The sequence below is a fragment of the Allobosea sp. BK604 genome, assembly GCF_004341515.1.
Taxonomy (GTDB): Bacteria; Pseudomonadota; Alphaproteobacteria; order Rhizobiales; family Beijerinckiaceae; genus Allobosea.
Window position 1 is genome coordinate 566,543 of sequence record NZ_SLZF01000004.1, and the last position, 13,705, is coordinate 580,247.

Sequence of the window (13,705 nt, forward strand, 5' to 3'; positions counted from 1 at the left end):
GCTCAGGCCTCTTTCAGGGCTTCGTGCATCTGGGCGACGAGCGCCTCGGCGAATGCGGGATCGTTGATGGCGTGGGGCAGGCGCAGCAGCTTGCGGCGCGGTCCGGTTTTCAGCGTGCGCTCGAGCGCGTCGAACAAGACGGCGTCCGCCGCGGGATCGTGAAAGGCCTGGCCGGGCATATCGAGCAGGGAGACGCCGCCTTCGGGTATCAGGAAACGCACCGGACCGTTGCAGCGGTTGAGCCGCTCGGCCAGCCAGGTGCCCATCCGGGCATTCTCCTCCGGCGTGGTGCGCATCAGCGTCACCTGCGGGTTGTGGCGGTAGAACAGCCTGCCCTCGTAGCGCGCCGGCACGGTCTCGGGTGGGCCGAAATTGACCATGTCGAGCGCCCCACAGCTGCCGACATAGGGCACGCCGGTGCGGGCGAAGGCGCCGAGCCTGTCCTCGGTGCAGGGGAAGATGCCGCCCATCAGCAGGTCGCAGAGCTCGGTCGTGGTCGCGTCGATCGCCGCATGGATCAGGCCGGAATCGACCAGCTTTTCCAGCGATTGCCCGCCCGTGCCGGTGGCATGGAAGACGAAGCACTCGAATTCACCGGACAACCTCTCCACCACCTGGTTCACGCAGGGCGTGGTGACGCCGAACATGGTGAGGCCGATCGGGGGCTTGTCCTCGGCCCCGGGAGCGATCGTCGCGGCGCCTTTCACCATGCCCGCGACGGCATGCGCGGCATTGGCGATGACGAGCCGCGAGATCCGGTTCAGCCCGGCGATATCGGTGACCGAATACATCATCGCGATATCGGTCGGCCCGACATAGCCGGCGACATTGCCCGAGGCGATGGTCGAGACCAGGACCTTGGGCACGCCGACCGGCAGCGCCCGCATGGCCGGCGCGACCAAGGCCGTGCCCCCCGAGCCGCCGAGCCCGAGCACGCCGGCGACATCGTCACGCTCCGGCAGGAACCGGGCGAAGGCCTCGGTCATGGCAGCGACGGCAGTGCCGCGATCGCCGGTGAAGACGGCCTTGGCGCCCTCGGGGTGATGGGCCGCCACCTCTGCCGCGGGGATATCGGCGACGTGGCCGTGCGACTGCGTCGAGAGATCGACGAGGATCGCCTCCTCGCCCATGGCCCGGATCGCGTCGCGGGCATAGGCGAGTTCGGCATGTTTGGTGTCGAGGGTACCCGCGATGTAGATGCGCCCAGCCATCGCCCTGCCCTCAGATCGGCTCGAGCGGCGGCATGATGCGCCGGTTCTGGAAGGGCTCGGCCTCCAGCACGACGGGCGCCGCCCAGCGCACGGCATTGGCGATGACCTTGCGGATCGTCGCATCGTGATAGGTCGGGAAGGTCTCGTGGCCGGGACGGAAATAGAAGATCCTCCCGCGCCCGCGCCGATAACCGCAGCCGCTGCGGAAGGCCTCGCCACCCTTGAACCAGCTCAGGAAGACGAGCTCGTCCGGCGGCGGCACCTCGAAAGGCTCGCCATACATCTCCTCGCGCTCCAGCTCGAAGAAGGGCGGGATGCCGGCGGCGACCGGATGCGCCGGATCGACCACCCAGAGCCGCTCGAGTTCGCCCTCGGCGCGCCAGCGCAAGGTGCAGGGCGTGCCCATCAGCCGCTTGAACACCTTCGAGAAATGCCCGGAATGCAGCACGACGAGGCCCATCCCGGCATTGACCCGCTCGCAGACCGCAGCCGCGAGCGCATCCGAGACCTCGTCATGATGACGGTGTCCCCACCAGACCAGCACGTCGGTCTCGGCCAGGCGTTTCGCCGAAAGTCCCTGCTCCGGCTCGTCCAGCGTCGCCGTCGTCACGCCCGCGATGCCGTTCTCGCTGAGGCCGGCCGCGATCGCGCCATGGATGCCGTCCGGATAGATGCCGGAGACGACCGGATTCGACTTCTCGTGGCGGAACTCGTTCCACACCGTCACGCGCATGGCGCAGGCCTCCGCAAGGCAGGTTTCGGGGTCATTTCAGCGCTCCCGCCGTCAGGCCGGAGACGATCCGGCGCTGCATGGCGAGGAAGATCGCCAGGATCGGCAGCACGAAGATCGAGGAGAAGGCCATGACCCGGTGCCAGTCGGCATATTCGGCGCCGACGAAGCTGTAGATGCCGACCGTCGCCGGCTGCAGCTCCTGCTGGCTGAGCAGGGTCAGGCCGTAGACGAACTGGCCATAGGCCTGGACGAAGCAGAGCGTGCCGACCACGATCAGCGGCACCCGCATCAGCGGCAGCACCACCAGCCGGAAGGTCTGCAGACGCGTGCAGCCATCGACGAAGGAAGCTTCCTCCAGCTCGAACGGCACCTGCCGGAACATCGGCCGCAGGATCACCAGCGCGAAGGCGAGCGTCTTCGAGGTCGTCGCCAGGATGACCGCGGCGAAGGTGTTGAGCAGGTCGAGCGAGCGGAAGATGATGAACATCGGCGTCGCCAGGAGCGCCTCCGGGAAAACCTGGAGCAGCAGCACGATGACGATGGCGAAATCGACGAGCCGATTGCGGAGCCTGCTCATCGCATAGGCGCCCATCGAACCGAGCAGCAGGGTCAGCACCGTGACGGGGATGGCGATGGTCAGGCTGTTGCGCAGGTAGCGCAGCACGTTCTCGCGGACGAAGACATATTCGAAGGCGGCAAGCGAGGGCGCCCGCGGCACGAAGCTCGGCGGATTGGCGAAGATCTCGGCGGAATCCTTCAGGCCCGAGATCAGCATCCAGTAGATCGGGAACAGATAGGCCCCGACGCCGAGGATGGCGATAACCGTGACCGGCCAGCCGCCGAGCGGCAGTGCGTCGAGGCGGCGCAGCTTCGCGCTCATATCGCCGGCTCCTCGTGCTTGAGCGTGCGCACATAGAGCAGCGCCACGCCGAAGACGATCAGGAAGGCGAAGGAGCCCATCGCCGAGCCGACGCCAAAGTCGAACTGCTTGAACGAGAACTGGTAGGAGAGCAGCGGCAACACGTTGGAGGCGTCGAGCGGCCCGCCCTGCGTCATCGCGAAGATCAGGTCGAAGGCCCGCATCGTGTAGATCGTCACCAGGCAGGCGACGGCGAGCAGCGCGGGCCTCAGGGCCGGCAAGGTGATGTACCAGAAGCGCGCCGCGCTGCCGGCGCCATCGAGCGAGGCGGCCTCGTAATGCTCCTTGGGGATCGCGGTCAGCGCTGCGGCGATCAGGATCATGCTGAAGGGCATGCCGAACCAGATATTGGCGAGCGTTACCGAGGTCAGCGCCACCGACGGGTCCGAGAGCCAGTGGATCGGCGAGCCGGTGAGATGCAGCGCCTGCAGCACGTAGTTGGCGACGCCATACTCGGTGGCGAAGATCCATTTCCAGAGAGCGCCGACGACGAGAGCCGGCAGCATCCAGGAGCAGAGCAGAAGCCCGCGCATGAAGCCCGCTCCTGGAAAGTCTTGCGCGAAGAAAAGCGCGACCGCGAGGCCGATGCCGACCTGCGCCACGACGTTGCAGCCGACGAAGACGAGCGTGTTGACCAGCACCTTCTGGAAGGATTCGTCGGCCAGCACCGTGCGGTAATTGTCGAGCCCGACGAAGGGCCGGATGAACTCGGTGATATTGCCGAGATTCACCTCCTGCACGCTCATCATCAGGTTGTAGGCGATCGGGAAGCCGACGAAGCCGATGAGATAGAGGATCGGCAGCGCCAGGAAGACATAGAGCAGCGCTGAGGGAGATCCCGGCATATCCTGTTTTGCTCCGAACTCGGCTTCAGGCAGGCGGGAGCGGCCGACGGGCCACTCCCGTTTTGCGTCAGATCACAGCGGCGTCTTGGCCAGGATCGGCTTGATCTTGCGTGCGGCGTCGGCGAGCGCGGTATTGGCGGGCTTGGTGCCGGTGATCGCCTCCTGCATCGCGATCTGGATCGCGCGCGAGATTTCCGGCCATTGCGGGTGCGGCCCGCGCGCCCGGGCGCTCTCGAGCTGCTTGCGGTAGATGCCGTAGGCCTGCGGCCAGAGCGGATCGGTGACCGTGACGTCGGTGCGCGGCGCCAGACGGCCGGTCTTCCAGCCCTCGTTCAGGATCTTAGGGTCCGACATGAACTCGATGAAGCGGAAGGCGCCATCGGCGTTCTTGGCACCCTTCGGCACGACCCAGTCATAGCCCCCCAGCGACGAGGCGGCGATGTCCTTGCCGGCCTTGACCGGCAGCAGCGCCAGGCGCCACTCGAACTTCGCCTCCTTCTGCAGGCGCGGCAGCTCCCAGGGGCCGCACATCACCATGGCGGCATTGCCGGCCATGAAGGTGTTGGTGACCTCGTACTGGCGCTGGTTGATGACGTCGCGCGAGGCGATGCCGTCCTTGACCATGTCGGCCCAGAAGGTCAGCGCCTCCGTCGCCTCCGGCGCGTCGAGCTTGTCGATGGCGCCGCCGGCCTGATGCAGGAAGGGCAGGAACTGGAAGACGCCTTCTTCGGCCTGCACGGCGCTGAAGCCGAAGCCATAGACGTTCTTGGCAGGATCCTTCAGCGCCTTGGCGGCGTCGAGCAGCTCAGTCCAGGTCTTCGGCGGCTTGTCGGGATCGAGCCCCTTCGCCTTGAACATGTCGGCATTGTAGCAGAGCGCCAGCGTGTTCGCGTCGCGCGGCACGGCGAAGATGCGCTGCTTCCAGAGGCCCGAGGCCCAGGGCCCCTTGAAATAGACGTCCGGCTTGATCGTCGTCGACTTCGAAATGCGATCGGTCAGGTCGGTCAGGGTGCCCTGCGCCGAGAAGCTCGCCACGACGGGATTGTCGAGCGTGACGAGGTCGGGCACCGAGCCCGAGGCGATCGCCTTGATCAGCTCGGAATCCATTTGCGGCCCGGGCACGATGCGCGGGTCGATGCGATATTCGCTCTGCGACTCGTTGAAGGCCTTGATGCCGCCATAGATCATGTCGGTCTCAAGGGTGAACGGGTGCCAGAGACTGATCGTCTTCGGCTGCGCCAGGACCGGGCCGGCCAGAGCGCATAAGGCAGCGACAACAAGAATCCGCGATCTTTTCAGCACGGCGACCTCCCTGATGAGCAATTCTGACGATGCTCGTTGCGGGAGTTGGCCGGGTGCGAAGCGCGGAGGCAATCGCCTTTGGGGCAGCGATGGGTAAAACTGGGCAAGACGCCCAGCTCGCCGCTCAGCGAACGAAGCTGATCGGGTAGCTGGTCTCGGGATGGCGCATCACGCCGATCGGGATGCCGTAGATGGCCTGGAGCTGCGCCGGCGTCATGATCTCCTCCGGCGCGCCGCGTGCGATCAGCTTGCCGGAATGCAGCGCCAGGATCTCGTCGCAGAAGCGCGCGGCCATGTTGACGTCATGCAGCACGACGACGACGCCGAGCCCACGCTCGGACGCGAGCCGATGCACCAGCGCAAGCACCTCGACCTGATGCGCGACGTCGAGCGCCGAGATCGGCTCGTCGAGCAGCAGGCATTCGGCATCCTGCGCCACCAGCATTGCGAGCCAGGCGCGCTGGCGCTCGCCGCCCGACAGCGTATCGACCAGGCGGTCGGCGAAAGGCTCGATATCGGTCAGCGCCATCGCCTCGGCGACCTTGTCGCGGTCGGTATGACCGAAACGGCCGAGCGCGCCGTGCCAAGGATAGCGGCCGAGCGCGACCAGTTCCCTGACCAGCATGCCCTGGGCCGGCGGCGTGTGCTGCGGCAAATAGGCGACCTTGCGGGCGAAGGGGCGATCGCCCCATTCCCTCAGCGCCTTGCCCTCGAAGCGGATCGTGCCGGAGGAGGCCGGTTGCTGGCGTGCAAGCAGCTTGATCAGGGTCGACTTGCCCGAGCCGTTATGGCCGATCAGGCCGACCACCTTGCGCGCCGGCAGGTCGAGCGTCAGCGGCTCCAGCAGGACGCGGCCGGGTATCGAGAAGCTGACGGCCTCGAGCGCGAAAAGCGGCGCTTCAGACGATGCTGAGGGGATGCGGATATCCGAGGCGAGTGGCGGGAGAGACAAGTACCGACCCCTGACTGCTGGTGATGACGCCGAGACGGGAACCGTCACGGTGGCGGACGCGGATGAGACGCATCCTCATAGACTAAGACGCATGACGGCTGAATTCCCTTACCGGCCGTAGCCTTCGCGCGATGCGCTAGCCGTCGACCGTGATACCCATGCCGTCATAGGCAACTTCAATTCCGGGCGACAACCTGCTGGACAAGCTGGCATAATCCAGATCGATATGCAGGTTGGTAAGGACTGCCCGCCTCGGCTTGAACTCGGCGATCGCTTCCAGAGCCTCGGCAAGATTGAAATGGCTCGGATGCGGCGACTCGCGCAGGCAGTCGAGGATCAGCACGTCGAGGTCGGCCAGCGACGCCCTGGCTTCCGGCGGGATCTGGCTGACATCGGGAACATAGGCGAGATCGGCGAAACGGAAACCGAGCGCCCGATAGCCCGGCCCATGCTCCAGCGCGAACGGTTCGGCGACGATCGCCCCGCCAGAGCCGTCGATCTTCAGCGGCCGGTCGAGGTCCAGCGGCTTCATGTCCAGGATCGGCGGATAGAGGCTGCCGGGCGGCGTCTCGAAAATATACCCGAAGCGGGTCATCAAGGTCGCGCCGGTTATCTCGTCGGCATAGACAGGGATGCGCTTGCGCATATGCAGCACCAGCGCGCGCATGTCGTCGATGCCATGGGTATGGTCGGCATGATCATGGGTGAAGAGCACGGCATCGAGATGCATGATCCCGGCGTCGATCAACTGCTCGCGCAGGTCCGGCGTCGTGTCGACGATCAGGCTGGTCTTGCCCTCCGCGCTTTCCCGTTCGACGAGGATGGAGCAGCGACGCCGGCGATTCCTAGGGTTCTTGGGGTCACAGGCGCCCCAGCCCGAGCCGGGACGCGGCACGCCGCCGGAGGAACCGCAGCCCAGGATCGTGACCGTCAGCGCCATAGCGAGCTTACGTCACGCGACCTGCGCCACCGGCGCCGCATGGTCCATCTTCCAATAGCAGCGCCGCGCATTGGCCGTGGTGATCCGGGCCATCTCGTCCAGGCTCATGCCGCGGACCTCGGCCAGCACCTTCGCGGTCTCTACGACATAGGCCGGCTGGTTCTGCTTGCCGCGGAACGGCACCGGCGCCAGATAGGGCGCGTCGGTCTCGACCAGGAGACGGTCCAGCGGCACGTCGGCCGCAATCCGGCGCAGATCCTCCGAGGTCTTGAAGGTCAGGATGCCGGAGAAGGAGACGTAGAGCCCAAGCTCGACGCCGATCCGGGCCAATTCGGGCCCGGCCGTGAAGCAATGCAGGATCGCGGGGAATGCGCCCTTCGCCATTTCCTCGCGCAGGATCGCGATCATGTCCTCGTCGGCCTGGCGCGCGTGGATGACGAGCGGTAGCTGCGTCAGCCGGGCGGCGGCGATATGGGTACGGAAGCCCTGGGCCTGCGCGTCGCGCGGGCTCTTGTCGTAGTGATAGTCGAGCCCGGCTTCGCCGATCGCGACGCAGCGCGGATGCTCCGAGAGCCGGGCGAGCTGCTCGGCCGTGACGTCGAGCTCCTCATGCGCGTTATGCGGATGCGTGCCGACCGAGCACCAGACCGACGGGAAGCGCTCGGCGAGTGCCTTATAGGCTTCGAAACGCGCGACACGGGTCGAGATCGTGACCATCCGACCGACGCCGGCGGCTTCGGCCCGCGCGATATAACCAGCGAGATCCTCGGCGAAATCGGGGAAGTCGAGATGGCAATGGGTATCGATCAGCATCAGGCGACCTGGCCGGCTTCCGGCTCGACATAACGTGGGAAGATCGCGCTCGGCGCCGGCAAGGTGGTGCCGCCGACGAGCCGGCCGCTCTCGCCAAGGCTCGCGAAGACGCGCGCCTCCGGGCCGACGGCGAGCAGGTCGAGCAGCTTGCTTGCCGCCTCCGGGATCACCGGCAGCGTCAGGATCGCGACCTGCCGCAGCACCTCGGCCGTAACATAGAGCACCGTGTCGCGGCGCGCCGGATCACTCTTGGTCAGCTTCCACGGCTCGTTGGCGGCGAAATAGCGGTTCGCCTCGGCGATGACGGCCCAGATCTCGGCAAGCACGACATGGAGGGCGAAATCCTCCATCGCCGCGCGCGCCTTGGCGAGCGTGCCGTCGGCAAGCGCCAGCATGGCCTCGTCGCCCTCGGTCCGCGCACCGGGCTTGGGCACCCTGCCCTCGCAGTTCTTGGCGATCATCGAGAGCGAGCGCTGCGCCAGGTTGCCGAGATCATTGGCGAGATCGGCGTTGATCCGCCCGACGATCGCCTCGTGGCTGTAATTGCCGTCCTGGCCGAAAGAGACCTCGCGCAGGAAGAAATAGCGCAGCTGGTCGACGCCATAGGCGGTCGCGAGATCGAAGGGATCGACGACATTGCCGACCGATTTCGACATCTTCTCGCCCTTGGAGAGCAGGAAGCCATGGCCGAAGACGCGCTTGGGCGGCTCCAGCCCGGCCGACATCAGGAAGGCCGGCCAGTAGACCGAGTGGAATCGGATGATGTCCTTGCCGATGATGTGGACATCGGCCGGCCAATAGTGCCAGCGCGGATCGTTCTCGTTGGGGAAGCCGCAGCCGGTGACATAGTTGTTCAGCGCGTCGACCCAGACATACATGACATGCTTGGGCGCGTCCGGGACAGGCAGGCCCCAGTCGAAGGTGGTGCGGCTGATCGAGAGATCCTGCAGCCCGCCCTTGACGAAGCTGACCACCTCGTTGCGGCGCGTCTCCGGACCGATGAACTCCGGATGCTCCTCGTAGTGCTTCAGCAGCCGGTCCTGATAGGCCGAGAGGCGGAAGAAGTAGCTCTCCTCCTCCGTCCACTCCACCGGCGTGCCCTGCCCGCCGATGCGGACGCCATCGGCGTTGAGATGGGTCTCATCCTCGGCATAGAAGGCCTCGTCCCGCACCGAATACCAACCGGCATAGCGGTCGAGATAGATGTCGCCATTGGCCTCCATCCGGCGCCAGAGCTCGAGCGTCGAAGGCAAATGATCGGCATCAGTGGTGCGGATGAAGCGGTCATAGGCGCAGTTCAGCGCGTCCGCCATATCCTTGAAGCGCGGGGCGGTGCGGTCGACCAGCTGGCGCGGCGTGACGCCCTCCTTGGCGGCGGCCTGGCTGATCTTCATCCCGTGCTCGTCGGTGCCGGTCTGGAAGAAGACGTCGTAGCCGTCGAGGCGCTTGAAGCGCGCGATCGCATCCGAGGCCACGACCTCATAGGCGTGGCCGATATGCGGCGCCCCGTTCGGGTAGGAAATCGCCGTGGTAATGTAGAATTTCGGGGCCGTGGCCATCAATTAATCCGCAAATTGTCTCGCTTCGACCATGGCCGGCCTGACCTGGATAGCCAGCCGGCACGATACAGGGTCCTCACGTTCACGCTGCGCGCGACCGGCGAACCGCATCCGACAAGTCATGAAACATCGTCATCACGAGCGGCCGGCGGTCAAGATTGTAGGTTTCCACCTCGCGGGCCGCGCGTCCCAGCTTTTCCCATACCTCCGCCAGCGGTGCAAGGCGGCCGGCGCCGGCAGCGGCATGGGCATGGAGATGGTCCGAGAGCCAGCTCTGGATCGTCTCGATCATGATGGCGAAATCGCTTTCGCCGGCCCGGCCGGCGACATCCTCGGCCAGCGCCATCAGCGCGGTCAGATCGATGCCCGGCAGCGCGTCGAGCCTGGCTCGAACCGCCTCGACCAGGGCCAGCGTCTCGGGATCGACATAGGTCAGGGCGCGGCGCACCGAACCGTCCGCGAGCGTCGCTGCGCGCCTGAGCGCCGAGCCGTCGAAGGGATCGCCCATGCGTTCGAGCGCGATCTCGCCGGCCTCGGCCACCTCGGCCTCGCTCAGCGCCTCGAAGCCGATCAGCCGGCAGCGCGAGCGAATGGTCGGCAGCAGGCGGCCGGGCGCATGCGCGATGATCAGGAAGAGCGCGCGCGCCGGTGGCTCCTCCAGCAGCTTCAGCAGGGCATTGGCGCTGGCGCGATCCATGTCCTCGGCCGAATCGACGATGCAGACGCGCCAGCCGCCCTCAGCCGCGCTGGCGCCGAAGCGGTCGATGACCTTGCGCACCTGGTCGACCGGGATATTGCTCGTGACGCTCTTGCCGTCTGGCTTAACCGTCCGGCGCAAGAGGTGCAGGTCGGGATGCGATTGCGCGATGATGCGCCGCGTCGCGGCATCTCCCTCCGGCATCGCCAGGCTGTCGGTGGCGCCGGCGCGAGCGAGCGGATCCCCGGCGGCCAGGACGAAGCGGGCGGCGCGATAGGCGAATGTCGCCTTCCCGATGCCCTCCGGCCCGCCGATCAGCCAGGCATGATGCATCCGGCCGGAGCGCAGCGCATCGAGGAAAGCCTGCTCCTGCCTGCTATGGCCGACGAGCGCGAGCGTCTCGCGCGGGTGCGGCGCGTTGGGCAGGCGGTCAGGTTCGAGCGAAGTCTCGCGCATCAAGGGGTTTCGTCAGCGTCCTGATTCAGGGGCAGCCTCTCGCAGAGCACCTCCCAGGCCGCCTGCGCAAGCTTATCCGGCGGAAGGCTCGCATCGAGCACGGCGCAACGCTCCGGCTCCTTCTCGGCGATGGCGAGATAGGCGGCTCGCAGCTTGCGGTGGAAAGTCAGGTTCTCGCCCTCGAAACGATCCTTGGCCTCGCCGGGATTGCGGCGCCTGGCGGCACGGGCGAGGCCTTCCTTCGGATCGAGATCGAGGATCAACGTGAGATCGGGCACGAGCCCGGCGATCGTGACCTGCTCGAGCTCGCCCAGCAGCGCCGGATCGATATGGCCGAGCGCACCCTGATAGGCGCGCGTCGAATCGATGAAGCGGTCGCAGATGACCCATTCGCCGCGGGCGAGCGCCGGGCGGATGCGCCGGTCGATATGGTCGATCCGCGCCGCCGAGAACATCAAGGCTTCGACGAAGGGGCCATGCGGCTTGATCCGGCCCGACAGGATGGTCTCGCGGATCGCTTCCGCCTTGGGTGAGCCGCCGGGCTCGCGCGTCAGGTCAACCGGAATGTCGGACATCCGCAGGCGTTCGGCGAGCGAGCGCGCCAGCGTCGACTTGCCGGCGCCCTCCCCGCCTTCGAGCGTGATGAAGCAGCCATGGTCCATATCAGCTTCGCTTGAACGCCTTGCGTACCCAGCCCGTCGCGGCCTCCATCAACGCGTCGAAGGCGCGACTCTGCAAGGTGCCGGGTTCGATCGACTCGGCGGCATAGAGCGGGATGTCGAGCGTCTTGACGTCGCCGCGCGTCACCAGCAGCCGCCCGACCTCTGCGCCTTCCTGCAACGGAACGGTCAGCGGTCCACGATAGACGATGCGCGCGTTCAAGCGTTCATTCGTGCCGCGCGGCAGCAGAAGGCTGACCGGCCCCTTGGCCTTGAGCCCGACCCGACCCTTGGTGCCGCCGAAGACGCTGGCCTCGCCGACGATCTCGCCCTCGGCGAAGATCTGGCGAGTCTCGAAGGCGCGAAAGCCCCACTCGAGCAGCTTGCGCGCCTCCTGCTCGCGTTCGCGCGCGGTCTTGAGGCCGTTTACTACGACGATCAGGCGCTGGCCGTGCTGCACCGCCGAGCCGACCAGGCCGAACCCCGATTCGGTGATGTTGCCGGTCTTGAGTCCGTCGGCGCCGAGATCCATGCCAAGCAGCGGGTTGCGGTTCTGCTGCCGGATCTTGTTCCAGGTGAACTCGCGCTCGCCGAAGATCTTGTAGAGCTCGGGATAGGTCCGGATGATGTGGTCGGCGAGCAGCGCCATCTCGCGCGCCGTGACGCGCTGCTGCGGATCGCCCATGCCGGTCGCGTTCTTGAAGACCGACTTGGTCAGGCCGAGCGCCCTCACCCGTTCGGTCATGATGCGGGCGAAGGTGCTCTCGTCGCCCGCCACAGCCTCGGCCAGGGCGATCGAGGCATCGTTGCCGGACTGGACGATGATGCCGCGCAGGATGTCCGAGAGCTTCACCCGACTGTTGAGCTGGGCGAACATGGCGGAGCCGCCCGACGGCCCGCCCCCCTTGCGCCAAGCGTTCTCCGAAATCACGATCTCGCTGTCGAGCGTCAGGCGCCCCTGCGCGATCTCCTGGAATGCCACGAGTACGGTCGCGAGCTTGGCGAGGCTCGCCGGCACCATCAGCTCGTCGGCGGCCTTCTCGTAGAGCACCGTGCCGCTGGCCGTATCCAGCAGGATCGCGTAGGGCGCCAGCGACTGGAATGCCTGCGCCCGGGCGGGGCCGGCCTGCACGGCCGACCATAGCAAAAGCACAGCCAGAACAGCCGCTTGGATAGCGGCCTTCAATCCAGGTTCTCGGTTGATTTTTTGCACCGCGCTCATGCCTTGATCTGAAGCAGAGCGGGATGCTTCGGGTCAAGCCTCGGCGGCGTCAATTCCGCGCTAGCGGCAGGGTCTGCTGCGGGACGAGGTCGCGGGCGAGCGGATGGTTTTTTGCGAAGCGCTCGATCGGCGCACGTTCCGGCGCAGCGAACAGGCTGGCGACCGTGGCGCGAGCCGGAGGCGGCAGAGGTGCCATGATCGGAGCGTTGGTCGGGCGCACGAGCACGGGCCGGCTGGCATTGGCGATGGTATCGAGATCGAAGGGCCGGTTCGGCGGCAACGGCGCCCCGCGGACGACGACCGCGGCGCTCGGCGCCGGCACGGCGGCGGCCGAGGCTGCGACCGGCGTGGCCGGGATGATGGTGCGGACTGCCGGCTGCTCAGGCGCATAGGCCTGCACGACCGGCTGGCTGACGGGAGCCGGCGCAGGTTCGGGGCGGAAGCTCTCCTCACGCGGCGGCACCTCGTCGAGATCGGCGCTGCGGCTGCGGTCGACCAAGACCGGCGCATTGCTGGCGACCATGGTGCGGGCGCTGGTGCCCGGAATCGCGGCCGGCTGACCATCGGTCCGCAAGGTCGCGAGCAGGAGCCTGTCGTCGGAGCCGGCGAGCGAGGCCTGGCCGAGATACTCGAGCTTGATGCGGGCGGTGCCGAGATGGCGGAAGGCGAGCGCATCGGCCGTCTTCTGCGAGACGTCCATGACGCGGCCGCTATGATAGGGACCACGATCGTTCACGCGCACGATGATCGAGCGGCTGTTGAGCAGATTGGTGACGCGCGCATAGGCCGGCAGCGGCATGGTCGGATGCGCGGCGCTGATGCCCAGGCGGTCATAGACCTCGCCATTGGCCGTGCGCCGGCCATGGAAGGCCTCGCCGTACCAGGAGGCCGTGCCGATCTGCGTATAGCCGACCGGCTTGTCATATGGCGCATAGCGCTTGCCGGCGACCGAATAGGGCCTGCCGACAAGCTGGCGACCGCCGCCCTTCGGCACGGGCTCGCCATCGGCGACGACGCGCGGGCTGGCCGGACCATATTTCGACGAGGGAAAAGCACCGATCTCCTTGGAGCGACCGCGGCGGGCGACCTGGTCGTTGGCGCAATTGGCGAGAAAGACTCCGGCCAAGACGACGCAGCCGAGGCGCAGGGCGCGAATGGCAGGCGTTGAAGGCGCGCGCGCAGACTCCGGTGCGGGATCGAGTGCGGTCAATGCCGGGGCCGAAGAGCGAGCGCCTCGCGTCATGCCGTATTCCTGACTCCTGGGCCGAAAAGAAGCGCGACGGCCAAGCCGCGAATGCGGCAAGACCGAAGCTTTCGACCAATTCCGTTAAGGGAGTGCTAACGGGCGAAAACGCGTGTCGCGCTCCGCCAATCTGGCATCCCATGCGCCCTAGGGC

General features: G+C 66.8%; 13 protein-coding genes. All 13 read right to left on the bottom strand.

Going from position 1 to position 13,705, the window contains the following annotated elements; translation table 11 throughout:
* Positions 1 to 2: 2 nt before the first annotated feature.
* Entirely contained in the window at positions 3 to 1,211 is a 1,209-nt protein-coding gene (locus EV560_RS15685; protein ID WP_131856696.1) for a Tm-1-like ATP-binding domain-containing protein, read from the bottom strand.
* A 10-nt stretch (positions 1,212 to 1,221) separates the two neighbouring features.
* The gene (locus EV560_RS15690) at positions 1,222 to 1,944 is read right to left on the bottom strand and encodes a ThuA domain-containing protein (RefSeq protein WP_131856697.1); all 723 of its coding nucleotides are present in this window, start codon (positions 1,942 to 1,944) and stop codon (positions 1,222 to 1,224) included.
* 31 nt (positions 1,945 to 1,975) lie between these two features.
* A complete protein-coding gene (locus EV560_RS15695) occupies positions 1,976 to 2,824 on the bottom strand; it encodes a carbohydrate ABC transporter permease (RefSeq protein WP_131856698.1) in 849 nt (282 codons plus the stop codon).
* Positions 2,821 to 3,708 (bottom strand): carbohydrate ABC transporter permease, encoded by an 888-nt coding sequence (locus EV560_RS15700; protein WP_131856699.1) that lies wholly within the window; start codon positions 3,706 to 3,708, stop codon positions 2,821 to 2,823. The genes EV560_RS15695 and EV560_RS15700 overlap by 4 nt, the downstream gene beginning before the upstream one ends.
* 72 nt (positions 3,709 to 3,780) lie before the next feature.
* Entirely contained in the window at positions 3,781 to 5,010 is a 1,230-nt protein-coding gene (locus EV560_RS15705) for an ABC transporter substrate-binding protein (RefSeq protein ID WP_131856700.1), read from the bottom strand.
* Positions 5,011 to 5,134: 124 nt separating this feature from the next.
* Positions 5,135 to 5,962 carry an ATP-binding cassette domain-containing protein gene (locus tag EV560_RS15710; protein ID WP_248312059.1) on the bottom strand — a complete coding sequence of 276 codons (828 nt, stop codon included), beginning with the start codon at positions 5,960 to 5,962 and terminating at the stop codon, positions 5,135 to 5,137.
* Positions 5,963 to 6,098: 136 nt separating this feature from the next.
* Positions 6,099 to 6,902 carry an MBL fold metallo-hydrolase gene (locus EV560_RS15715; RefSeq protein ID WP_131856701.1) on the bottom strand — a complete coding sequence of 268 codons (804 nt, stop codon included), beginning with the start codon at positions 6,900 to 6,902 and terminating at the stop codon, positions 6,099 to 6,101.
* A 12-nt stretch (positions 6,903 to 6,914) separates the two neighbouring features.
* Positions 6,915 to 7,715 carry a TatD family hydrolase gene (locus tag EV560_RS15720; RefSeq protein WP_131856702.1) on the bottom strand — a complete coding sequence of 267 codons (801 nt, stop codon included), beginning with the start codon at positions 7,713 to 7,715 and terminating at the stop codon, positions 6,915 to 6,917.
* Positions 7,715 to 9,274 carry a methionine--tRNA ligase gene (gene metG / locus EV560_RS15725; RefSeq protein ID WP_131856703.1) on the bottom strand — a complete coding sequence of 520 codons (1,560 nt, stop codon included), beginning with the start codon at positions 9,272 to 9,274 and terminating at the stop codon, positions 7,715 to 7,717. The genes EV560_RS15720 and metG overlap by 1 nt, the downstream gene beginning before the upstream one ends.
* An 82-nt stretch (positions 9,275 to 9,356) precedes the next feature.
* A complete protein-coding gene (locus EV560_RS15730) occupies positions 9,357 to 10,427 on the bottom strand; it encodes a DNA polymerase III subunit delta' (RefSeq protein ID WP_131856704.1) in 1,071 nt (356 codons plus the stop codon).
* Entirely contained in the window at positions 10,427 to 11,089 is a 663-nt protein-coding gene (tmk, locus tag EV560_RS15735) for a dTMP kinase (protein ID WP_131856705.1), read from the bottom strand. The genes EV560_RS15730 and tmk overlap by 1 nt, the downstream gene beginning before the upstream one ends.
* Position 11,090: 1 nt before the next feature.
* A complete protein-coding gene (locus EV560_RS15740; protein WP_131856706.1) occupies positions 11,091 to 12,308 on the bottom strand; it encodes a D-alanyl-D-alanine carboxypeptidase family protein in 1,218 nt (405 codons plus the stop codon).
* Between the two features lie 49 nt (positions 12,309 to 12,357).
* Complete coding sequence (locus EV560_RS15745; RefSeq protein WP_248312060.1) at positions 12,358 to 13,434, bottom strand: septal ring lytic transglycosylase RlpA family protein; 1,077 nt, start codon at positions 13,432 to 13,434, stop codon at positions 12,358 to 12,360.
* Positions 13,435 to 13,705 lie beyond the last annotated feature (271 nt).